Consider the following 20,502-nt stretch of genomic DNA (forward strand, 5'->3'; position numbering starts at 1 on the left):
ATGCGGGATTCACGCGACCATGAGACCAACGAGGAGCCCGCGCATGAAATCCTTCCGCCCCCTCGCCGCGGCGCTGCTCGCCGCCGCCACGCTGGCCGCCGCCGGCCCGGCCCGCGCCCAGGCCGACAGCTGGCCCTCCAAGCCCATCACCCTGATCGTGCCGTACGCCCCGGGCGGATTCGCCGACACGCGCGTGCGCCTGCTGGCCCGCAAGCTGGGCGAATCGCTGCAGCAGAGCATCGTGGTCGAGAACAAGGCCGGCGCCGGCGGCGTCATCGGCACCAACCTGGTCGCCAAGGCCGCTCCCGACGGTTACACCATCGGCACCGGGAACCTGGCGCCGATGGCGGTCAACCCCACGCTCATGCCCGCCATCCCCTACGATGCGCAGAAAGACCTGGCCCCGGTCGTGCTGATCGAGAACAGCCCGCTGGTACTCAGCGTGCACAACACGCTGCCGGTCAAGAACCTGCAGGACCTGATCGCGCTGGCCCGGCAGGAACCGGGCAAGCTGACCTTCGGCTCGTCCGGCGTGGGCGGCGCGCACCATCTGTCCGGCGAGATGTTCCGCGAGCAGGCCGGCATCGATATCGTCCATGTCCCCTATAAGGGCGGCAGCCTGGCGGCCACCGACCTGATGGGCGGCCACATCACCATGATGTTCGAAATGGGCTATTCGGCGCTGCCGTCCATCCAGAGCAAGAAAGTCCATCCCATCGCGGTCACCTCGCTCAAGCGGCTGGACGTCCTGCCGGATGTGCCCACCATGGCCGAATCCGGGCTGCCGGGCTTCGAGTCCTACAACTGGCAGGGCATCGTCGCACCGGCCGGCACGCCGGCTCCCATCATTGCCCGCTTAAACGCCGAGTTCAATAAGATCCTGAAAGATCCCGAGATGGTGAAGGCAATTGCCGATATCGGCAGTCAGGCAGGCGGAGGAACGCCTGAAGAATTTGGCGCTTTCATCAAGTCCGAGACGGAAAAATGGGCCAAGGTCATCAAGGCGGGCAATATCTCGCTGCAATGAAGGATAGATGCGTCCCTGATTATATTGACCCATAGGCGGACTTCACTTTCCCATTTGCGCACCAACGGCCGGCGACCATTGCGCTCGCGATACAATGGCCGTTTCGCCCGGCGCGGGCCGCCCGTGGGCGGCCCCCAACCTTTTACCCCTGCCTATGCCCGTTCATACCCGCAATAGCTCGGAACTCGCCCTGTCCCTGGAAGACGTAGCGCTCGGTTATGGCGACTTCACGGTGCTGGACGGCATCTCCATGCAGGTGCACGCTGGGCAGGTCGTGGCGGTGATGGGCGGCTCCGGGTCCGGCAAGACGACGCTGCTGCGCGCGGCCACCGGCCAGATCGTCGCCCAGCGCGGCTCGGTCCAGGCCTTCGGCACCGATGTCGGCAGCGTCAGCCAGGACGGCCTGCAATCCCTGCGCAAGCGCATGGGCGTGCTGTTCCAGCAAGGGGCCCTGTTCACCGACCTCAACGTCTTCGAGAACGTCGCCTTCCCGCTGCGCGAGCACACCGCGCTGGACGAGGCGGAACTCACCGCGCGCGTGCTCGACAAGCTGGACGCGGTGGGCCTGCGCACCGCCGCCCACCTGCGGGTGGCCGAAATCTCCGGCGGCATGGCGCGCCGGGTGGCGCTGGCCCGCGCCGTGGTGCTGGAGCCCGAACTCATCCTGTACGACGAGCCGTTTGCCGGGCTGGATCCGATTTCCATGGGCATCACCGCGCGCCTGATCCGCAGCCTGGCCGACCGCCTCGGCTGCGCCACCGTGCTGATCACCCACGACGTGCAGGAATCCTTCGCGATCGCCGACCAGGTCTACCTGGTCGGGCAGGGCCGGCTGGCCGCGGCCGGCACGCCGCAGCAGCTCGCGGCCTCGCAAGACCCCTACGTCAAACAATTCCTGAACGGCGAGCCGGACGGGCCGGTGGCGTTCCAGTATCCGGAAACGCCGGCCTTCCGTGCCTGGCTCGCACAACAAGAAGGACGCAAGCCATGAGCGCGCACAAGGCGCTGAGCGGCCTGGGCGGCTGGGTGCGCGGCCAGATCGGCGGCATCGGCTATTTCACGCGGTTCCTGGGCGCGCTGCTGGCGCGCAGCGGCATCGCCGTGCGCCGCCCCGGCCTGGTGTCGCAGCAGGTTCACTTCATCGGCAACTATTCGCTGCTGATCATCGCGGTCTCGGGCCTGTTCGTGGGCTTCGTGCTGGGCCTGCAGGGCTACTACACCCTCAACCGCTACGGTTCCGAAGAGGCGCTGGGCCTGCTGGTGGCGCTGTCGCTGGTCCGCGAGCTGGGGCCGGTGGTCACGGCGCTGCTGTTCGCCGGCCGCGCCGGCACCTCGCTGACGGCCGAAATCGGCCTCATGAAGGCCGGCGAGCAACTCTCGGCCATGGAAGTCATGGCCGTGGACCCGATGCGCCGCGTGCTGGTGCCGCGCTTCTGGGGCGGCATCATCGCCATGCCGGTGCTGGCGGCGGTGTTTTCCATGGTCGGCATCCTGGGCGGCTGGATCGTCGGGGTGCTGATGATAGGCGTGGACGCCGGCGCCTTCTGGTCGCAGATGCAAAATGGCGTGGATGTGCTGGACGACGTGCTCAACGGCGTGATCAAGAGCCTCGTGTTCGGCGTGACCGTCACCCTGGTGGCGCTTTACGAAGGCTGGCAGGCCCGGCCGACGCCCGAAGGCGTGGGCCGCGCCACCACCCGCACGGTGGTGGTCGGCTCGCTGGCCGTCCTTGGACTGGACTTCATCCTCACCGCCCTGATGTTTGGCAATTGATACGGATTCATCATGCCACGAGAAAAAACCGATTTCTGGGTAGGGCTTTTCGTGCTGCTGGGCGCGGCCGCCTTGCTGTTCCTGGCGCTGCGCGCGGGCAACCTCAGCACCTTCTCCTTCGCGCCCACCTATCAGCTGACTGCCAATTTCGACAACATCGGCGGGCTGAAGGTGCGCGCGCCGGTCAAGAGCGCCGGCGTGGTGGTCGGACGGGTTTCCAGGATTGCCTTCGACGACAAAACCTTCCAGGCTGTTGTAACCTTTGACCTGGAAACCGCCTACCGATTCCCCACCGATTCGTCGGCCGCCATTCTGACCTCGGGCCTGCTGGGCGAGCAATATGTCGGCCTGGCGCCGGGCGGCGAGGAAGAGGATTTCGCCGAGGGCGGCAAGATCCGCTATACCCAGAGCGCCGTGGTATTGGAACAACTGATCAGCCAGTTCCTGTACGGTACCGCCGAGAAACAGGGCTCCAGCGCAGCGCCGGAAACGGGCGCGGAACCCAAACCTCAGCAATAATCGCTGACACAGACCCGCGGGCGCCGGCCTATCGCAGCCGGCGCCGCGCCCAGAACAACAACGGGCACCGTTGCGTTGCCCCCACAGGTTGACCTTGCCATGACGAAGCACTCTGCCGCTCGAATCGCCACCATCGCCGCCGCAGGCGTCCTGCTGGCCGGCTGCGCAGCGCCCAAGAACCCCGATCCGCGCGATCCCTGGGAAGGCTTCAACCGAGGCGTCTACAAGTTCAACGACACGGTCGACCGCGCGCTGTTCAAGCCGGTGGCCCAGGCCTATACCTTCGTCACCCCGCAGCCGGTGCGCAGCTGCGTGCACAATATGTTCAGCAACGTGGGCGACCTGTGGTCGGCCACCAACAGCTTCCTGCAAGGCCGCGGGCACGATTTCGTCAACACGATCGGCCGCTTCCTGTTCAATACCACCATGGGGATCGGCGGCTGCTTCGACGTCGCGTCGACCACCGGGGCGCGCAAGATCCCCAATGACTTCGGCGTGACGCTGGGCGTCTGGGGCTTCGGCCAGGGGCCGTACCTGGTGCTGCCGATCTGGGGCGCCAGCAGCCTGCGCGACGGCGTCGGCCTGATCGGCGACTGGACCGGCAACCAGGGCGCGACCATCGGCGCGATCGACAACGTGCCGCTGCGCAACTCGCTGTGGGGCCTGGAGGCCGTCGACCTGCGCGCCAGCCTGCTCGATACCACCGACACCGTAGACCGCGTGGCGCTGGATCCCTACAGCTTCGTGCGCGACGCCTACCTGCAGCGCCGCGCCGCCATGGTGCGCGGCACCAAGACGGGCGACGACACGCTGCCCACCTATGAAGACGAGGGCGATGACGACGCGGCCCCCGCCGCGCCGGCCGCCCAGCCGCAGTAAGGCCGGCCACCGCCCGATTCGCAAGGAGATTTCATGCGTTTTTCCATCGTTTCGCTGCTGCATCGACTGTTCCTCGCCGGCGCCCTGGCCCTGGCCGCCGGCGCCCAGGCCGCGCCCGACCCCATGGGCCCGCCCGACAAGTTCGTGCTCGACGCGGCCACCCAGACCATCGACATCCTCAAGAGCGACCAGAACGTCAAGGCCGGCAACCTGGCGCACATCAACCAGGTCGTCGACGCGCATATCCTGCCGTTCGTGAATTTCCAGAAAACCACCCGCCTGGCGGCCGGCCGCTACTGGCGCCAGGCGACCGACACCCAGAAGGCCGAGCTGGCCAAGGCGTTTCGCGGCACCCTGGTGCGGACCTACAGCGGCGCGCTCACCAAGGTCGACAACGGCACCACCATCAAGCTGCTGCCGTTTCGCGGCGACCCCAACGCCGACGACGTCGTGGTCCGTTCGCTGATCAGCCAGAGCAACAGCCAGCCGGTACAGGTCGACTACCGCCTCGAGAAGACGCCGCAGGGCTGGCGCATCTACGACATGAACGTCGAGGGCATCTGGCTGATCGAGAACTATCGCAACCAGTTCGCCCAGCAGATCAACCAGAACGGGATCGACGGCCTGATCCAGGCGCTGAACCAGCGCAACCAGTAAGGCCGCGACGGCAAAACCCCGGCTGGCCAGGGACATTGCCCGGCAACGGCGAGGCCCCCTCTATAATGGGGAATTCGCTCTTTTTTCCGGGCACTTCCCGCTTTATGTCAGCCGTCAGCCTCGAACACGTCTCAAAAATCTACCAGCCGCGCCGGCGCGGCTGGAAGCAGCTTTTCGGCCAGCCGGCCGCCCCGGGCTTCCAGGCGCTCAACGATGTCAGCCTGCAGATCGAGCACGGCGAGTTCTTCGGCCTGCTCGGCCCCAACGGCGCCGGCAAGACCACCCTGATCTCGATCCTGGCCGGCCTGGCGCACGCCACCACCGGCCGCGCCAGCGTGTGCGGCTACGACGTCGTGGCCGACTACAAGACCGCCCGCCGGGCCCTGGGCGTGGTGCCGCAGGAGCTGGTCTACGACCCGTTCTTCACCGTGCGCGAGACGCTGCGTATCCAGTCCGGCTATTTCGGCCTGCGCCGCAACGACGACTGGATCGACGAAATCCTGTTCAACCTGGGCCTGGCCGACAAGGCCGATACCAACATGCGCGCGCTGTCGGGCGGCATGAAGCGCCGCGTGCTGGTGGCGCAGGCCCTGGTGCACCGCCCCCCGGTCATCGTGCTGGACGAGCCGACCGCCGGCGTGGACGTGGACCTGCGCCGCACCCTGTGGGAGTTCATTTCGCGCCTGAACAAGGCCGGCCACACCATCATGCTGACCACGCACTACCTCGAAGAGGCCGAAGCGCTCTGTACGCGCATCGCCATGCTCAAAGGGGGACGCATCGTCGCCCTGGACACCACGCAGGCGCTGCTGGCGCGGGTCGGCGGCGTGGATCTCGAAGACGCGTTCGTGCGCATCATGCACCAGGACGACCCGGCCGAGCCGCGCGCCCTGAACCCGGAAGAGGCCGCATCGTGAGCCAGTCCGATACCTCCGCCGCCAGCCGCCCCCTGGTACAGCCGCGCCTGGACGCCGGCTCGGGCTTTCCGACCCTGCTGCGCAAGGAGCTGCTGCGTTTCTGGAAAGTCAGCTTCCAGACCATCGCCGCGCCGGTCATTACCGCCTTGCTGTACCTGCTGGTGTTCGCCCATGTGCTGGAAGGACGCCTGGTGGTCTATGGCAGCGTGCCGTACACCGCGTTCCTGATCCCCGGCCTCATGATGATGAGCATGCTGCAGAACGCCTTCGCCAACCCGTCCTCGTCGCTGATCCAGAGCCGCGTCACCGGCAACCTGGTGTTCATGCTGCTGCCGCCGCTGTCTCACCGCGAGATTTTCGCCGCCTACGTGCTGGCGGCGGTGGTTCGCGGCATGGCGGTCGAGCTGTGCGTGTGGATCGTGGCGCTGTTCTTCATCCCGCTGCCGCCGCAGAACCTGGCCTGGGTGCTGCTGTTCGCGATGCTGGCCTGCGGCATCATGGGCGTGCTGGGCCTGATCGCCGGGCTGTGGTCCGAGAAATTCGACCAGCTCGCCGCCTTTCAGAACTTCCTGATCATGCCCGCCACCTTCCTGTCCGGCGTGTTCTATTCCATTCACACCCTGCCGCCGTTCTGGCAGGCGGTGTCGCACTGGAACCCCATTTTCTACACGATCGACGGCTTCCGTTACGGCTTCTTCTCGGTGTCCGATGTGTCGCCATGGCATAGCCTGGCGGTCGTGGCCGGCGTCTTCGTCGTGTTGTCGCTCTACGCGCTGCGCCTGCTGGGCAGCGGCTACAAACTCAGGAACTGATGTCCATGCTTCCCACCCCCGAGCAGGTCCGCCAGTACATTGCCGACGGACTCCCGTGCGAACACCTCGACGTGCAGGGCGACGGCTCGCACTTCGACGCGGTGATCGTCAGCGCCGCCTTCGAGGGCAAGCGCCTGATCGCGCGCCACCAGCTGGTCTACGCCGCGCTGGGCGATCGCATGAAGGCGGAGATCCATGCGCTGTCGATGCGCACGCTGACCCCCGCCGAGTACGCCAAGGCAGGAAGCTGATGGACAAACTGCGCATCACCGGCGGCTCGCCCCTGCGTGGGGAAGTCACCGTCTCGGGCGCCAAGAACGCGGCCCTGCCCATCCTGTGCGCCAGCCTGCTCACCGCCGAGCCGCTCGTGCTGGGCAATGTGCCGCAACTGAACGACACCTCGACCACGCTGCGCCTGCTGGGCCGCATGGGCGTGCGCGCCGAACGCGCCGGCGACGGCACCGTCACCCTGCAGGCCGACCAGGTCGACAACCTGGAAGCGCCGTACGAGCTGGTCAAGACCATGCGCGCCTCGATCCTGGTGCTGGGCCCGCTGCTGGCCCGCTTCGGCCAGGCCCGCGTCAGCCTGCCGGGCGGCTGCGCGATCGGCCAGCGGCCGGTCGACCAGCACATCAAGGGGCTGGCGGCGCTGGGCGCCGAGATCGAGATCGAGCACGGCTTCGTGGTGGCGCGCGCCACGCGCCTGAAGGGCGCCTCGATCCGCACCGACATGGTCACCGTCACCGGCACCGAGAACCTGCTGATGGCGGCGGTGCTGGCCGAAGGCCAGACCGTGCTGGAAAATGCCGCGCGCGAACCCGAAGTGGTCGACCTGGCCGAGCTGCTCATCAAGATGGGCGCGCGCATCCAGGGCCACGGCACCGACCGCATCGTCGTCGATGGCGTCGCGCGGCTGCACGGCGCGCGCCACGACGTCATTGCCGACCGCATCGAGGCCGGCACCTTCCTGTGCGCGGTAGGCGCGGCAGGCGGCGACATCACGCTGCGCGGCGCCGCGCCCGACACCATGGGCGCCACGCTGGACAAGCTGGTCGAGGCCGGCCTGACCATCGAAACCGGGCCGGACTGGATCCGCGGCGCCATGCACGGCCGCCCCTGCGCCGTCGGCGCGCGCACGCACGAGTATCCCGGTTTCGCCACCGACATGCAGGCCCAGCTGATGGCGCTGGACACGGTCGCCGACGGCACCGCCGTCATCGTCGAGAACATCTTCGAGAACCGCTACATGCATGTGCAGGAGCTGTGCCGCCTGGGCGCCGACATCGACATCGACGGCCATACCGCCGTCGTGCGCGGGGTCGCCCGGCTGTCCGGCGCCACCGTCATGGCCACCGACCTGCGCGCCTCGGCCAGCCTGGTGATCGCCGGCCTGGCCGCCGAGGGCGAGACCCTGGTCGACCGCATCTACCATCTCGATCGCGGTTACGATCGGATGGAAGTCAAACTGCGCGCCCTGGGCGCGAGCATTCAACGCGTAACTGGCAAGGAAACGGCATGAGCCCCGCCGCCGCCCCCCTGACGCTGGCCCTGTCCAAGGGCCGCATCTTCGAAGAAACCATGCCGCTGCTGGCCGAAGCCGGCATCGAGGTCCCCGAGAACCCGGAAAGCTCGCGCAAGCTGATCCTGCCGACCAGCGACCCGGGCCTGCGCCTGATCATCGTGCGTGCCTCCGACGTGCCTACGTACGTGCAGTACGGGGCGGCCGACCTGGGCATCGCCGGCAAGGACGTGCTGATCGAGCACGCCGCCCAGCAATCGGGGCGCCTGTACCAGCCCATCGACCTGAACATCGCCAAATGCCGCCTGTGCGTGGCGGTGCGCCAGGACTTCGACTACCAGGCGGCCGTGCACCAGGGCGCGCGCCTGCGCGTGGCCACCAAGTACGTGCAGTCGGCGCGCGAGCACTTCGCCGCCAAGGGCGTGCACGTCGACATCATCAAGCTGTATGGCTCGATGGAGCTGGCCCCGCTGGTCGGCCTGGCCGACGCCATCGTCGACCTGGTCTCGACCGGCGGCACGCTGCGCGCCAACGGCCTGGCGGCGGTCGAGGACGTCATGCCGATCTCCTCGCGCCTGATCGTCAACCAGGCCGCGCTCAAGACGCGCGGCGCGCGCCTGCAGCCGCTCATCGACGCCTTCCGGCGCGCCAGCGAACGCATCGCCTGAACCCCGCCGCCCGCGCCGGCGGGCGGCCTTCCTTGCAGTACCATGACGCCATGGCCTTGATCAATCGTCTCGACTCCCGCGATCCCGGGTTCAAAACCGCCCTGTCCCAATTGCTGGCCTTCGAGGCCGAGCAGGACGAATCCATCGACCAGGCCGCCGCCGGCATCCTGGCCGACGTGCGCCGCCGCGGCGACGCCGCGCTGCTCGAATACACCCAGCGCTTCGACCGCCTGGCCGTCGACGACGCCACGGCCCTGGAAATCCCCCAGGCCGATTGGCATGCGGCGCTGGATTCGCTGCCGGCCGCCCAGCGCCAGGCGCTGGAAGCCGCCGCCGCGCGCGTGCGCGCCTATCACGAGCGCCAGCGCGGCGAGACCTGGACCTACACCGAGGCCGACGGCACCATGCTGGGCCAGCAGATCACGGCGCTGGACCGCGTCGGCCTGTACGTGCCCGGCGGCAAGGCCGCCTATCCGTCGTCGGTGCTGATGAACGCCATTCCGGCCAAGGTTGCCGGCGTGCCCGAGCTGATCATGGTCACGCCCACGCCGGACGGCGTGCGCAACCCCATCGTGCTGGCCGCCGCCGCCATCGCCGGCGTGGACCGCGCCTTCGCCATCGGCGGCGCCCAGGCCGTCGGCGCGCTGGCCTACGGCACCGCCACGGTGCCGGCGGTCGACAAGATCGTCGGCCCGGGCAACGCCTATGTCGCCGCCGCCAAGCGGCGCGTCTTCGGCACCGTCGGCATCGACATGATCGCCGGCCCGAGCGAAATCCTGGTGATCTGCGACGGCAAGACGCCGGCCGACTGGATCGCCATGGACCTGTTCTCGCAGGCCGAGCACGACGAACTGGCCCAGTCCATCCTGCTCTGTCCCGACGCCGCCTTCCTGGCCGAGGTCGAGGCCGCCATCGAACGCCTGCTGCCGGGCATGCCGCGCGCCGACATCCTGCGCGTCAGCCTGGCCAACCGCGGCGCGCTCATCCTGGTGCGCGACCTCGAAGAGGCCTGCGCCATCGCCAACGACATCGCCCCCGAACACCTGGAGATCTCCACCGAGCAGCCGCAGCGCTGGACCGCCCTGATCCGCCACGCGGGCGCGATCTTCATGGGCCGCTACAGCTCGGAGGCGCTGGGCGACTACTGCGCCGGCCCCAACCACGTCCTGCCGACCTCGCGCACGGCGCGCTTCTCGTCGCCGCTGGGCGTGTACGACTTCCAGAAGCGCTCCAGCCTGATCCAGGTCTCGCGCGAGGGCGCCCAGACGCTGGGGCGCATCGCCGCCGAACTGGCCCTGGGCGAAGGCCTGCAGGCCCACGCCGCCAGCGCCCAGTACCGGCTCGACCAGCCATGACCGGCGTCGCGGCGCCCGAGCGCATCGCCCGCGCCGTGCGGGCCGACATCCGGGCGCTGACCGCTTATCCGGTGGCCGATGCCGCCGGCTGTATCAAGCTGGACGCGATGGAATGCCCGTACGAGCTGCCCGCCGAGGTGCGCGACGATATCGCCCGGGCCGCCCGCGAGACGCCGCTCAACCGCTATCCGGCCGCCGCCAACCCGGCGCTGCAGGCCCAGGTGCGCCAGGCGTTCGAGGTACCGGCCCAGGCAGGCCTGCTGTTCGGCAACGGCTCGGACGAACTCATCCACCTGATCATCCAGGCCTGTTGCGAGCCCGGCGACACGGTGCTGTCGCCCTGGCCTTCTTTCGTGTATTTCGACATGGCGGCGCGCCTGTCGCACGCCCGTTTCGTCGGCGTGCCGCTGACCGCCGGGCTGGAGCTGGACCTGCCGGCCACCCTGGCCGCCATCGAGGCGCACCAGCCCAAGGTCGTGTTCCTGGCGCTGCCCAACAATCCCACCGGCGGCCTGTGGCCCGACGCGGCGGTGCGCGCCATCCTGGACGCCGCCCCCGGCCTGGTGGTGCTGGACGAGGCCTACCAGCCGTTCGCGGGGCACACCTGGATGCCGCGCATCATGGACGAGCCCAACGCCGTCGTGATGCGCACCGTATCCAAGATCGGCCTGGCCGGCCTGCGTTTCGGCTACCTGGCCGGCCATCCGGCGTGGATCGCCGAATTCGACAAAGTGCGTCCCCCCTACAACATGGACGTGCTCAGCCAGGCGGTGCTGGCGGCAGTATTGCGCCACAAGCCGGTACTCGACGCGCAGGCCGACCGCCTGCACGCCGACCGCCAGCCGCTGGCCGACGGCCTGGCCGCATTGCCCGGCGTCACCGTGTTTCCGAGCGCCGGCAACTTCGTACTTGCGCGCTTTTGCGGCAAGCTGGACGGCAACGCCGTGCATCTTGCGCTGAAAACGCGCAAAATACTGGTTAGAAACTTCTCGAATGCTCACCCGCTGCTGGCCGACTGCCTGCGTATCTCCGTAGGCACGCCTACCGAGAACGCGGCGGTCCTGTCAGCGCTGCAAGACATCCTGAGTGCTTAACATGCGTACCGCTGAAATTACCCGCAACACCAATGAAACGCGCATCCGCGTGGCCGTCAACCTGGATGGCACCGGCAAGCAGACCATCGACACCGGCGTGCCGTTCCTGGACCACATGCTGGACCAGATCGCCCGCCATGGCCTGATCGACCTGGACATCAAGGCCGACGGCGACCTGCACATCGACGCCCACCACACGGTCGAGGACGTCGGCATCACGCTGGGCATGGCCATCGCCAAGGCGGTCGGCAGCAAGGCCGGCCTGCGCCGCTACGGCCACGCCTACGTGCCGCTGGACGAGGCGCTGTCGCGCGTGGTGATCGATTTCTCGGGCCGTCCGGGCCTCGAGTACCACATCGACTTCACGCGCGCGCGCATCGGCGACTTCGATGTGGACCTGACCCGGGAGTTCTTCCAGGGCCTGGTCAATCACGCCCTGATGACCCTGCACATCGACAACCTGCGCGGCTTCAACGCCCACCACCAATGCGAAACGGTGTTCAAGGCCTTCGGCCGCGCGCTGCGCATGGCCCTGGAGGTCGATCCCCGCATGGGCGATGCCGTGCCGTCCACCAAGGGCGTGCTGTAACGCCCCGTACCCGCACCAGGCAGACACACTCGTGAGCACCATTGCCATTGTCGATTACGGAATGGGCAACTTCCATTCCGTCGCCCGCGCGCTGCAACATGCCGCGCCCGACGCCGACATCCGGATCTGTAACCGCCCCGAGCAGATCGACGCGGCCGACCGCGTCGTCTTCCCCGGCCAGGGCGCCATGCCCGACTGCATGCGCACGCTGAACGAATCCGGCCTGCGCGCCGCGGTCGAGCGCGCCGCCGCCAGCAAGCCGCTGATGGGCGTGTGCGTGGGCGAGCAGATGCTGTTCGAGCGCAGCGAGGAAGGCGATACGCCGTGCCTGGGCATCTTCCCGGGCGAGGTGCGCCGCTTCGCCGGCCCGCAGTTCGCCGACCCGGTCGCCGCCGACCAAGCCGCCGCGGCGCCCCCCGCTGCCGCGCGGGAACGCCTGAAAGTCCCGCACATGGGCTGGAACCAAGTGCGGCAAACGCGCTCCCATGCATTGTGGGAGGGCATCCCGGACGGCACGCATTTCTATTTCGTGCACAGTTATTATGCGGCTCCATCCGATCCGGCCCTGACCACCGGCGTCACCGATTACGGGGTCGCCTTTACCTGCGCCGTGGCGGCCGCTAACATTTTCGCGGTGCAGTTCCACCCCGAGAAGAGCGCCGAGCACGGTTTGCGCCTGTACCGCAATTTTGTAGACTGGCAACCGTAAACGCCTGTCGCGACGGCCTTGGGCCGATATTTCCAACGACTTTTTCAACGCTCGCTATCCACCATGCTGCTGATCCCCGCCATCGATCTCAAAGACGGGCGCTGTGTGCGCCTGCGCCAGGGTGACCTGGACGATGCTACGGTGTTCTCCGAAGACCCCGCCGCCATGGCAAGCCACTGGCTCGACCTGGGCGCCCGCCGGCTGCACCTGGTCGACCTGAACGGCGCCGTCGCGGGCAAGCCCAAGAACGAAGCGCCGATCAAGGCCATCCTGCAGGCCGTCGGCGACGACATCCCGGTGCAGATCGGCGGTGGCATCCGCGACCTGGACACCATCGAGCGCTACCTGGACGCCGGCATCTCGTACGTGATCATCGGCACGGCCGCGGTCAAGAACCCGGGGTTCCTGCAGGACGCCTGCGGCGCGTTTCCCGGCCAGATCATCGTCGGCCTGGACGCCCGCGACGGCAAGGTCGCCACCGACGGCTGGAGCAAGCTGACGCGCCACGACGTGCTCGACCTGGCCAAGAAGTTCGAGGACTATGGCTGTGAAGCCATCATCTACACCGACATCGGCCGCGACGGCATGCTCTCGGGCGTGAACGTCGACGCCACGGTGCGGCTGGCGCAGCACGTGCGCATCCCGGTGTTCGCCTCCGGCGGCATTGCCGGCCTGTCCGATATCGAAGCCCTGTGCGCGGTCGAGGACGACGGCGTGGAAGGCGCCATCCTGGGCCGCAGCATCTACGAAGGCGCGCTCGACTTCCAGGCTGCCCAGGCCCGCGCCGACGAACTCGCCAAATGAATGCCAGCCGCATTGCCGCCGCCGGCGCCAGCACGCTGACGCGCCGCATCATCCCCTGCCTCGACGTGACCGCCGGCCGCGTCGTCAAGGGCGTGAACTTCGTCAACCTCACCGATGCCGGCGATCCGGTCGAGATCGCGCGCCGCTACAACGAGCAGGGCGCCGACGAGCTCACCTTCCTCGACATCACCGCCACCAGCGACGGGCACGACCTCATCCTGCCCATCATCGAGCAGGTGGCCTCGCAGGTCTTCATTCCCCTGACGGTGGGCGGCGGCGTGCGCCAGGTCTCCGATGTACAGCGCCTGCTCAATGCCGGCGCCGACAAGATCAGCATCAACAGCGCGGCGGTCGCCAACCCCGAGCTGGTGCGCGCGGCGGCCGACTACCATGGCTCGCAATGCATCGTGGTCGCCATCGACGCGCGCCGCAGCTCGGCCGAGGGCGAACCGGCCCGCTGGGAAGTCTTCACGCACGGCGGCCGCAAGGCCACCGGGCTGGACGCCGTGGCCTGGGCGCGCCGCATGGCCGCCTATGGCGCCGGCGAAATCCTGCTGACCAGCATGGACCGCGACGGCACCAAATCGGGCTTCGACCTGGAGCTCACCCGCGCCGTCTCCGATGCCGTACCCGTGCCCGTCATCGCCTCGGGCGGCGTGGGCAACCTGCAGCACCTGGCCGATGGCGTGACCACCGGCCGCGCCAGCGCCGTGCTGGCCGCCAGCATCTTCCACTTCGGCCAACACACCGTGCGCGAGTGCAAGCAGTACATGGCCGAGCGCGGCATTGCCGTGAGACTGACATGAATACCGAACCCACCTGGATGGCCGAGGTCGTCTTCGACGAGAACGGCCTGATCCCGGCCATCGCCCAGGATGCCGAAACCGGCCAGATCCTGATGGTCGCCTGGATGAACCGCGAAGCGCTGGCCGAGACGGCCGCCACCGGGCGCGCCGTGTACTGGTCGCGCTCGCGCCAGCGCCTGTGGCGCAAGGGCGAAGAGTCCGGCCATGCCCAGGACGTGCACGAACTGCGGCTGGACTGCGACGGCGACGTCATCCTGCTGAAGGTTCACCAGAACGGCGGCATCGCCTGCCACACCGGGCGCGCCAGCTGCTTCTACCGCCGCCTCGAAGGGACCGCCAGCCAGGCCGAGTGGATCACCATCGACCCGGTGCTGAAAGACCCGGAGCTGATCTACAAATGACCACCCCGACCGCCGGCGACGACATCCTGTCGCGCATCGCCGATACCCTGGCCACGCGCCGCCCCGAGGCCGGCGGCGATCCGCAGTCGTCCTACGTCGCGAAGCTGCTGTCCAAGGCGCCCGACGCCTTCCTGAAGAAGATCGGCGAAGAAGCCACCGAGCTGGTCATGGCGGCCAAGGACGGCCAGCCCGACCGCATCATTAGTGAAACCGCTGATCTCTGGTTCCACTGTCTGGTAGCCTTGACCCATTACAATCTGCGACCCGAGGACGTACTGGCCGAGCTGGCGCGCCGCGAGGGATTGTCCGGCCTCGAGGAAAAGGCCCGGCGGCCGCGAGACTGAGCACGGAACCTGACATGAGCGACAACTGTATCTTCTGCAAGATCGCCCGCGGCGAAATCCCGGCCAAGAAAGTGTTCGAGGATGACGAATTCGTCGCCTTCCACGACATCAACCCGGCCGCGCCGGTGCACCTGCTGCTGATCCCGCGCCGCCACGTCGTGTCGCTGCAGGACATCGCCGAGGGCGACGCCGACTGGTTGGGTAGAATGACTGTACTGGCGTCGCGCCTGGCGGCCGGCAACGGCTGCAACCCCGGCCCCGACGGGGGCTTTCGCCTGATGGCCAATTCCGGGGCCGAAGGCGGCCAGGAAGTACCGCATCTGCATTTCCATATTCTGGGTGGTCCGCGTCCCTGGAAAGGCCGCGTGGCTCCCGCCGCATAATTTCGGAGAACCGTCATGGGTAGCTTCAGTATCTGGCATTGGTTGATTGTCCTGGTCATCATCGCGCTGGTGTTCGGCACCAAGAAACTGCGCAACGTCGGCTCGGACCTGGGAAGCGCCGTCAAGGGCTTCAAGGAAGGCATGAAGGACGCCAGCGCCGACAAGCCGGCCGATCAGGTCACGCAGCAACGCGTGTCCGACGACACCATCGACGTGCAGGCCAAAGAGAAAAGCAACTCCTAGTCCCGGCCCGGGACCGGCCCATGACGGCGCCGGTCCTTTCCTATCGTTCCAGTTCTTACAAGCGGCAGCCGCATGTTTGATGTCAGCTTCACAGAGCTGATGGTGATCGGCGTCATTGCGCTGGTCGTCATCGGCCCCGAACGCCTGCCCAAGGTGGCGCGCACCATCGGCCATCTCCTGGGCCGGGCGCAGCGCTATGTCAATGACGTGAAGTCCGATATCCGGCGCGAGATCGAACTCGACGAACTGCGCAAGTTCAAGGACGAAATGGACGAGACCGCGCGGTCGATGCAGACTTCCTTGCGCGAGACCGAGGATACGCTGCGCGACAGCACCCAGGCGCTGCGCGCGGAGCTCGACGACACCGCCCGCGACGCCTCCAAGGCCGTCAACGGCGCCGACGCCCCGGCCGAACCCGCGCCCGCCGTCGCCAGCGACACCGACACCGACACCGACACGCGCAGCATCGCGCCTCCCGCGGCGGCCACGCCCGCCGACAAGACCCCGCCTACCGGTAGCGCAACGTGAGCCAGGACGCCTCCAACGACAATCCCGACCAGCAGCAGGACAGCTTCATCTCGCACCTGGTCGAACTGCGCAGCCGCCTGCTCAAGGCCGCTGGCGCCGTGGTCGCCGTATTCATCGTGCTGTTCCTGTATCCCGGCGCCTCGGCCATCTACGACGTGCTGGCCCAGCCCATGCTGGCTTCGCTGCCCGAAGGCACCCGCATGATCGCCACCGGCGTCATCACGCCGTTCATGGTGCCCGTCAAGGTCACCATGATGGCCGCCTTCGTGGTGGCCCTGCCGGTGGTGCTGTACCAGGCCTGGGCCTTCGTCGCCCCCGGCCTGTACAAGCACGAGAAGCGCCTGGCGCTGCCGCTGATCCTCTCCAGCACGCTGCTGTTCATCATCGGCATGGCGTTCTGCTATTTCTTCGTGTTCCGCACGGTCTTTCACTTCATCGCCACGTTCGCGCCGCAGTCGATCACGCCGGCGCCCGACATCGAGGCCTATCTCAGCTTCGTCATGACGATGTTCATGGCCTTCGGCATCACGTTCGAGGTTCCGGTGGCCGTGGTGCTGCTGGTCAAGACCGGCATCGTCGAAGTGGCCAAGCTGCGCGCCGCGCGCGGCTACGTCGTGGTGGGCGCCTTCGTCATCGCGGCCGTGGTCACCCCGCCCGACGTGGTCAGCCAGTTCATGCTGGCCGTGCCGCTGTGCCTGCTGTACGAGGTAGGCCTGCTGTGCGCGCGCCTGGTCACGCCCAGACGCCGCGGCGAGGAAGAATCCGAAGACGACCAGGCCCTGACCGAGCGGCACTGAGACGGACCGGCCGTGCTCGTGAAAAAGTAGACGGTTTCACGCTTGCCGCGGCCGCCCGGCATGCCTACATTGCCGGCATGAGCCAAGCAGACCGTCTGCGCGCCTTGATGCGATGGCGCGGAATTTCCAGCCAGAACCAATTGGCGCGCATTTCCGGCGTGCCGCAATCCACCATTCACCGCATCCTGGCCCGCGGCGACGCCTATGCGCCCACCCGCGCCACGCTGGAGCGGCTGGCGCGCGCGCTGCACACCACCGTACCCTGGCTCAGCGACGGCATGCTCGGCACCAGCGCCGCGCCCGGGCCCGCGCCGGCCGCCCCCGACGGCAGCCTGGCCGAGCTGCAATCGCTGTGGGCGCGGCTGCCGCGTCCCGCGCGCCGCCATGTGCTGGCCGTCGTGCGGCTGGCGGCGGCCGGCACGGACCGCGGCTAGCCGGCCCGGCTCAGCGTGGCCGGCTGGGACGCACGCCTACCGTCACCTTCAGCTCCACCGGCTTGCCGGCGCGCAGCACGCTGGCCACCGCCTGCTGGCCGGGCTGCAGCGACGCAATCTGGCCCAGCAGGCCACGCGTGTCGATCACCGGCGCGCCGTTGAGCGCCTGCACGATGTCGCCCACCCGCATGCCGGCCTTGCCCGCCGGCCCGTCGCGCATGACGCCCGCGATAATCACGCCGCGCGCCTCGCGCGGCAGCTGGAAGGCCCGCGCCAGTTCGGGCGTCATGTCCTGCGGCTCGATGCCGAACCAGCCGCGCCGCACGGCGCCCGTGCGCACGATGTCTTCCATCACGCGGCGCGCGCTGTCGACCGGGATGGCGAAGCCTATGCCCAGCGAGCCGCCGGTCTCGGAGTAAATGGCCGTATTGATGCCGACCAGGTCGCCATGGGCGTCGATCAGCGCGCCGCCCGAATTGCCGGGATTGATCGCCGCGTCGGTCTGGATGAAATTCTCATAGGTATTGATACCCAGGCCATTGCGCCCCAGCGCCGACACGATGCCCTGCGTAGTGGTCTGGCCCACGCCGAACGGGTTGCCGATGGCCAGCACCACGTCGCCCACCCGCGGCGCGCGCTTGTCGGCAAAGGTCGCGACCGGCAGCTCGCCCAGCTTGCCCGCCAGCTTGAGCACCGCCAGGTCGGTCTCCGGATCCGCGCCCACCACCTTGGCCGCCGCCTGGCGCCCGTCGGCCAGGGCCACCTCGATGGCGTCGGCGGCTTCGACGACGTGATAGTTGGTCAGCACATAGCCCTCGGCGCTGACGATCACCCCCGAGCCCAGGCTGGTGGACGCCTCGCGGCGGCTCAGGCCGGGCACCTGGCCGAACAGCTGGCGCAGCACGGGATCGTCGGGCAGCGGCACCAGCGGCACGTTGACATGCTTGGTGGTGTATACGTTGACCACCGCCGGCGCGGCGCGCGCCACCGCGTCGGCATACGACGCCCCTGCCTGGCCGGACGCGGCCGCCGCGGGCGCGCGCGTGGCCGGCGCCGGACCCGACAGCCGCAGCCAATCGGGGCGCAGGGTGGTGACGACGAATAAAATGGCCAGACTGACTGTCACGGCCTGAGCAAATATCAGCCAAAGACGGCGCATGATTTTCGATAGGGCGAGTAATGAAAACGATCCATATCCGCGAGCTGGCCGACTGGCTGGACGGCGCGCTGCAAGCGGCGCGATTCAAGGACTATTGTCCCAACGGGCTGCAGGTCGAAGGCAAGGCCGAGATCGCGCACATTATCACCGGCGTGACGGCCTCCGAGGCGCTTTTGCGCGCGGCGATCGAGCGCGGCGCCGACGCGGTGCTGGTGCACCACGGCTGGTTCTGGCGCAACGAGGACCGCCGCGTGCTCGGCCCGCGCCGCACCCGCCTGGCGCTGGCGCTGGGCCACGAACTGAACCTGCTGGCCTATCACCTGCCGCTGGATGCCCACCCGCAATGGGGCAACAACGCCCAGCTGGCGCGCGTGCTGGGCCTGCAGGCCGAAACCGGCCCGGACGGCGCGCCGCGCACCTGTGGCGCCGACAACCTGGTGTGGCTGGGCAGCGCGCCCGGCGTGCAGACCGTGGCGCAACTGCAGCAGCGCGTGGCCGAGCGGCTGGGCCGCACGCCGCTGGTGGTGGGCGAGCCGGACCGCCCTGTACGGCGGGTGGCCTGGTGCACCGGCGGCGCGCAGGGCATGCTGGCCGATGCCGTGGACGCCGGCGCCGATGCGTACATCACCGGCGAGGCGTCCGAATCCACCGTGCACCTGGCGCGCGAGACGGGCGTGGCGTTCGTGGGAGCAGGGCACCACGCCACCGAACGCTATGGCGTGCAAGCGCTGGGCGAAGCCGTGGCGCGACAGTTCGGCATCCGGGTCGAATTCATCGATATCGACAACCCGGTCTGAATGGCCGTCCCGCCGCGCATGCCGTCACGACCCCTGCTTGTCCTTGAGCAGGTCGCGGATCTCACGCAGCACGGTGACATCTTCCGGCGGCGCGGCGGGCGCTTCCGGCGCGGCCTCTTCCTTGCGGCGGGCGGAATAGATGGCCTTGACCATCCAGAAGATCACGAACGCCAGCAGGACGAAGTTGATGATGATGGTAATGAAGTTGCCCCAGGCCAGGACGTTGGCGCCGGCCTTGGTCAGGTCGGCGTACATCATCGGGCCGGTATAGCCGTCGGGCATCGACAGCACCAGGAATTTGTTGGAGAAATCGACCGAGCCACCCAGGATGAAGTTGACCAGGGGCATCACCACATCCTTGACCAGCGAGTCGACAATCTTGCCGAACGCCGCGCCGATGATCACACCGACGGCCAGATCGATCGCATTGCCCTTGACCGCGAAATCGCGAAATTCTTTGATAAAACCCGTGGCTTTGCTCATGCGTACTCCTTAAGTAACATGCCCGGCATTAGGCAGGCGCTATAATACGCGGTTGCTATGTTGTTACATGTTCCCACAAAACCGGATGCTGCAAGCCCGATCCTACATGTAGAAAGGGCGCATCAACAAGGATAGAAAGATGAGTCAGGATACGCTGGTGCACGATGATGATGGCGCAGTTGACCCCAACCTGCCACCTGACCCATCGCGCCGTTTTTGGGTAACAACGGCCTGTGCCGTGGGCGGCGTTGCCGGCGTCGCGACCGCAGTGCCGTTCGTGAGTACCTTTGCACCGTCCGAGAAAGCCCGCGCCGCAGGCGCGCCGGTCGAAGTCGACGTGGGCGACCTGGCGCCGGGCCAGATGCGCACCGTCGAGTGGCGCGGCAAGCCGGTCTGGATCATTCGCCGGACCGATGACCAGCTCAAGGGCATCAAGTCGCAGGACGGCCTGATGGCCGACCCCAATTCCGAGCGTCCCGGCTTCACGCCGGCCTACGCCAAGAACGAGTACCGCTCGCGCAAACCCGAGCTCTTTGTCTGTGTCGGCATCTGCACGCACCTGGGCTGTTCGCCCACGGCGCATTTCGAAACGGGTGGCGGGGCAGGCATGCCCGGCAACTGGCAAGGCGGCTTCCTGTGCCCCTGCCACGGTTCCACGTTCGACATGGCCGGCCGCGTCTACAAGGACAAGCCCGCGCCGGACAATCTGGAAGTTCCGCCGTACCAGTACCTGAGCGACACCCGCATCATTGTCGGTGTCGACGAAGACAACAAGGCCTGACGCCCGCGTCGCCTTATCCTGACC

Annotated in this window: 28 protein-coding genes; 26 read left to right on the forward strand and 2 right to left on the reverse strand. The window is 67.9% G+C overall.

Going from position 1 to position 20,502, the window contains the following annotated elements; genetic code table 11:
* Positions 1-43: 43 nt before the first annotated feature.
* The 24 genes from LK409_RS19505 (at position 44) to LK409_RS19620 (ending at position 17,258) form a co-directional block, all read left to right on the forward strand.
* Entirely contained in the window at positions 44-1,027 is a 984-nt protein-coding gene (locus tag LK409_RS19505; RefSeq protein WP_010929465.1) for a Bug family tripartite tricarboxylate transporter substrate binding protein, read from the forward strand.
* Positions 1,028-1,181: 154 nt separating this feature from the next.
* On the forward strand, positions 1,182-2,018 hold the full coding sequence (locus LK409_RS19510) for an ABC transporter ATP-binding protein (RefSeq protein WP_010931636.1): 837 nt from the start codon (positions 1,182-1,184) through the stop codon (positions 2,016-2,018).
* Positions 2,015-2,800 (forward strand): lipid asymmetry maintenance ABC transporter permease subunit MlaE, encoded by a 786-nt coding sequence (gene mlaE / locus LK409_RS19515; RefSeq protein WP_003815775.1) that lies wholly within the window; start codon positions 2,015-2,017, stop codon positions 2,798-2,800. Before LK409_RS19510 ends, mlaE begins: the two co-directional genes overlap by 4 nt.
* 12 nt (positions 2,801-2,812) lie before the next feature.
* On the forward strand, positions 2,813-3,319 hold the full coding sequence (gene mlaD / locus LK409_RS19520; RefSeq protein WP_010929466.1) for an outer membrane lipid asymmetry maintenance protein MlaD: 507 nt from the start codon (positions 2,813-2,815) through the stop codon (positions 3,317-3,319).
* A 99-nt stretch (positions 3,320-3,418) separates the two neighbouring features.
* Positions 3,419-4,198 (forward strand): MlaA family lipoprotein, encoded by a 780-nt coding sequence (locus LK409_RS19525; protein ID WP_033448904.1) that lies wholly within the window; start codon positions 3,419-3,421, stop codon positions 4,196-4,198.
* Between the two features lie 33 nt (positions 4,199-4,231).
* On the forward strand, positions 4,232-4,855 hold the full coding sequence (locus LK409_RS19530) for an MlaC/ttg2D family ABC transporter substrate-binding protein (protein ID WP_003815780.1): 624 nt from the start codon (positions 4,232-4,234) through the stop codon (positions 4,853-4,855).
* Between the two features lie 104 nt (positions 4,856-4,959).
* Positions 4,960-5,772 carry an ABC transporter ATP-binding protein gene (locus tag LK409_RS19535; protein ID WP_033446832.1) on the forward strand — a complete coding sequence of 271 codons (813 nt, stop codon included), beginning with the start codon at positions 4,960-4,962 and terminating at the stop codon, positions 5,770-5,772.
* Positions 5,769-6,584, forward strand: coding sequence for an ABC transporter permease (locus tag LK409_RS19540; RefSeq protein WP_010929468.1), 816 nt, complete (start codon positions 5,769-5,771; stop codon positions 6,582-6,584). The genes LK409_RS19535 and LK409_RS19540 overlap by 4 nt, the downstream gene beginning before the upstream one ends.
* A 5-nt stretch (positions 6,585-6,589) precedes the next feature.
* A complete protein-coding gene (locus tag LK409_RS19545; protein WP_023853613.1) occupies positions 6,590-6,835 on the forward strand; it encodes a BolA family protein in 246 nt (81 codons plus the stop codon).
* Positions 6,835-8,103 (forward strand): UDP-N-acetylglucosamine 1-carboxyvinyltransferase, encoded by a 1,269-nt coding sequence (gene murA, locus LK409_RS19550; RefSeq protein WP_010929469.1) that lies wholly within the window; start codon positions 6,835-6,837, stop codon positions 8,101-8,103. Before LK409_RS19545 ends, murA begins: the two co-directional genes overlap by 1 nt.
* Complete coding sequence (gene hisG, locus LK409_RS19555; protein ID WP_003815789.1) at positions 8,100-8,771, forward strand: ATP phosphoribosyltransferase; 672 nt, start codon at positions 8,100-8,102, stop codon at positions 8,769-8,771. The genes murA and hisG overlap by 4 nt, the downstream gene beginning before the upstream one ends.
* Positions 8,772-8,821: 50 nt before the next feature.
* A complete protein-coding gene (gene hisD / locus LK409_RS19560) occupies positions 8,822-10,126 on the forward strand; it encodes a histidinol dehydrogenase (protein ID WP_010931641.1) in 1,305 nt (434 codons plus the stop codon).
* Positions 10,123-11,220, forward strand: a complete 1,098-nt coding sequence (hisC, locus tag LK409_RS19565) for a histidinol-phosphate transaminase (RefSeq protein ID WP_010929470.1) — start codon at positions 10,123-10,125, stop codon at positions 11,218-11,220. Before hisD ends, hisC begins: the two co-directional genes overlap by 4 nt.
* 1 nt (position 11,221) lies before the next feature.
* The gene (gene hisB / locus LK409_RS19570) at positions 11,222-11,809 is read left to right on the forward strand and encodes an imidazoleglycerol-phosphate dehydratase HisB (RefSeq protein ID WP_003815795.1); all 588 of its coding nucleotides are present in this window, start codon (positions 11,222-11,224) and stop codon (positions 11,807-11,809) included.
* Between the two features lie 31 nt (positions 11,810-11,840).
* Positions 11,841-12,518, forward strand: coding sequence for an imidazole glycerol phosphate synthase subunit HisH (gene hisH, locus LK409_RS19575; RefSeq protein ID WP_003815798.1), 678 nt, complete (start codon positions 11,841-11,843; stop codon positions 12,516-12,518).
* 63 nt (positions 12,519-12,581) lie between these two features.
* Positions 12,582-13,322 (forward strand): 1-(5-phosphoribosyl)-5-[(5-phosphoribosylamino)methylideneamino]imidazole-4-carboxamide isomerase, encoded by a 741-nt coding sequence (gene hisA, locus LK409_RS19580; protein WP_010927224.1) that lies wholly within the window; start codon positions 12,582-12,584, stop codon positions 13,320-13,322.
* The gene (gene hisF / locus LK409_RS19585; RefSeq protein ID WP_010929471.1) at positions 13,319-14,128 is read left to right on the forward strand and encodes an imidazole glycerol phosphate synthase subunit HisF; all 810 of its coding nucleotides are present in this window, start codon (positions 13,319-13,321) and stop codon (positions 14,126-14,128) included. The genes hisA and hisF overlap by 4 nt, the downstream gene beginning before the upstream one ends.
* A complete protein-coding gene (gene hisI, locus LK409_RS19590) occupies positions 14,125-14,529 on the forward strand; it encodes a phosphoribosyl-AMP cyclohydrolase (protein WP_003815804.1) in 405 nt (134 codons plus the stop codon). The genes hisF and hisI overlap by 4 nt, the downstream gene beginning before the upstream one ends.
* On the forward strand, positions 14,526-14,873 hold the full coding sequence (locus LK409_RS19595; protein WP_003815805.1) for a phosphoribosyl-ATP diphosphatase: 348 nt from the start codon (positions 14,526-14,528) through the stop codon (positions 14,871-14,873). The genes hisI and LK409_RS19595 overlap by 4 nt, the downstream gene beginning before the upstream one ends.
* Positions 14,874-14,887: 14 nt before the next feature.
* Positions 14,888-15,256, forward strand: a complete 369-nt coding sequence (locus tag LK409_RS19600; protein WP_010929472.1) for a histidine triad nucleotide-binding protein — start codon at positions 14,888-14,890, stop codon at positions 15,254-15,256.
* A 15-nt stretch (positions 15,257-15,271) separates the two neighbouring features.
* Positions 15,272-15,499: a Sec-independent protein translocase subunit TatA gene (gene tatA / locus LK409_RS19605; RefSeq protein ID WP_003815808.1), complete on the forward strand. Its 228-nt coding sequence runs from the start codon at positions 15,272-15,274 to the stop codon at positions 15,497-15,499.
* Between the two features lie 72 nt (positions 15,500-15,571).
* The gene (gene tatB / locus LK409_RS19610) at positions 15,572-16,027 is read left to right on the forward strand and encodes a Sec-independent protein translocase protein TatB (RefSeq protein ID WP_010929473.1); all 456 of its coding nucleotides are present in this window, start codon (positions 15,572-15,574) and stop codon (positions 16,025-16,027) included.
* Entirely contained in the window at positions 16,024-16,824 is an 801-nt protein-coding gene (tatC, locus tag LK409_RS19615; RefSeq protein ID WP_003815810.1) for a twin-arginine translocase subunit TatC, read from the forward strand. Before tatB ends, tatC begins: the two co-directional genes overlap by 4 nt.
* A 77-nt stretch (positions 16,825-16,901) precedes the next feature.
* The gene (locus tag LK409_RS19620; RefSeq protein WP_010929474.1) at positions 16,902-17,258 is read left to right on the forward strand and encodes a helix-turn-helix domain-containing protein; all 357 of its coding nucleotides are present in this window, start codon (positions 16,902-16,904) and stop codon (positions 17,256-17,258) included.
* Positions 17,259-17,268: 10 nt separating this feature from the next.
* Here the strand turns inward: LK409_RS19620 and LK409_RS19625 are convergent, their stop codons facing one another.
* On the reverse strand, positions 17,269-18,384 hold the full coding sequence (locus LK409_RS19625) for a S1C family serine protease (RefSeq protein ID WP_003815812.1): 1,116 nt from the start codon (positions 18,382-18,384) through the stop codon (positions 17,269-17,271).
* 53 nt (positions 18,385-18,437) lie between these two features.
* Between LK409_RS19625 and LK409_RS19630 the strand changes: the two genes are divergently transcribed.
* Positions 18,438-19,214, forward strand: coding sequence for a Nif3-like dinuclear metal center hexameric protein (locus tag LK409_RS19630; protein WP_010927226.1), 777 nt, complete (start codon positions 18,438-18,440; stop codon positions 19,212-19,214).
* Between the two features lie 24 nt (positions 19,215-19,238).
* Here LK409_RS19630 and mscL read toward each other — a convergent pair whose 3' ends face one another.
* A complete protein-coding gene (gene mscL / locus LK409_RS19635) occupies positions 19,239-19,697 on the reverse strand; it encodes a large conductance mechanosensitive channel protein MscL (RefSeq protein WP_010929475.1) in 459 nt (152 codons plus the stop codon).
* Positions 19,698-19,836: 139 nt separating this feature from the next.
* On the opposite strand from mscL, the gene petA reads away from it, so the two are divergent.
* Positions 19,837-20,478 (forward strand): ubiquinol-cytochrome c reductase iron-sulfur subunit, encoded by a 642-nt coding sequence (gene petA, locus LK409_RS19640; RefSeq protein ID WP_003815815.1) that lies wholly within the window; start codon positions 19,837-19,839, stop codon positions 20,476-20,478.
* Positions 20,479-20,502: the final 24 nt, after the last annotated feature.

The organism is Bordetella parapertussis (genome assembly GCF_020735925.1).
GTDB lineage: Bacteria > Pseudomonadota > Gammaproteobacteria > Burkholderiales > Burkholderiaceae_B > Bordetella > Bordetella pertussis.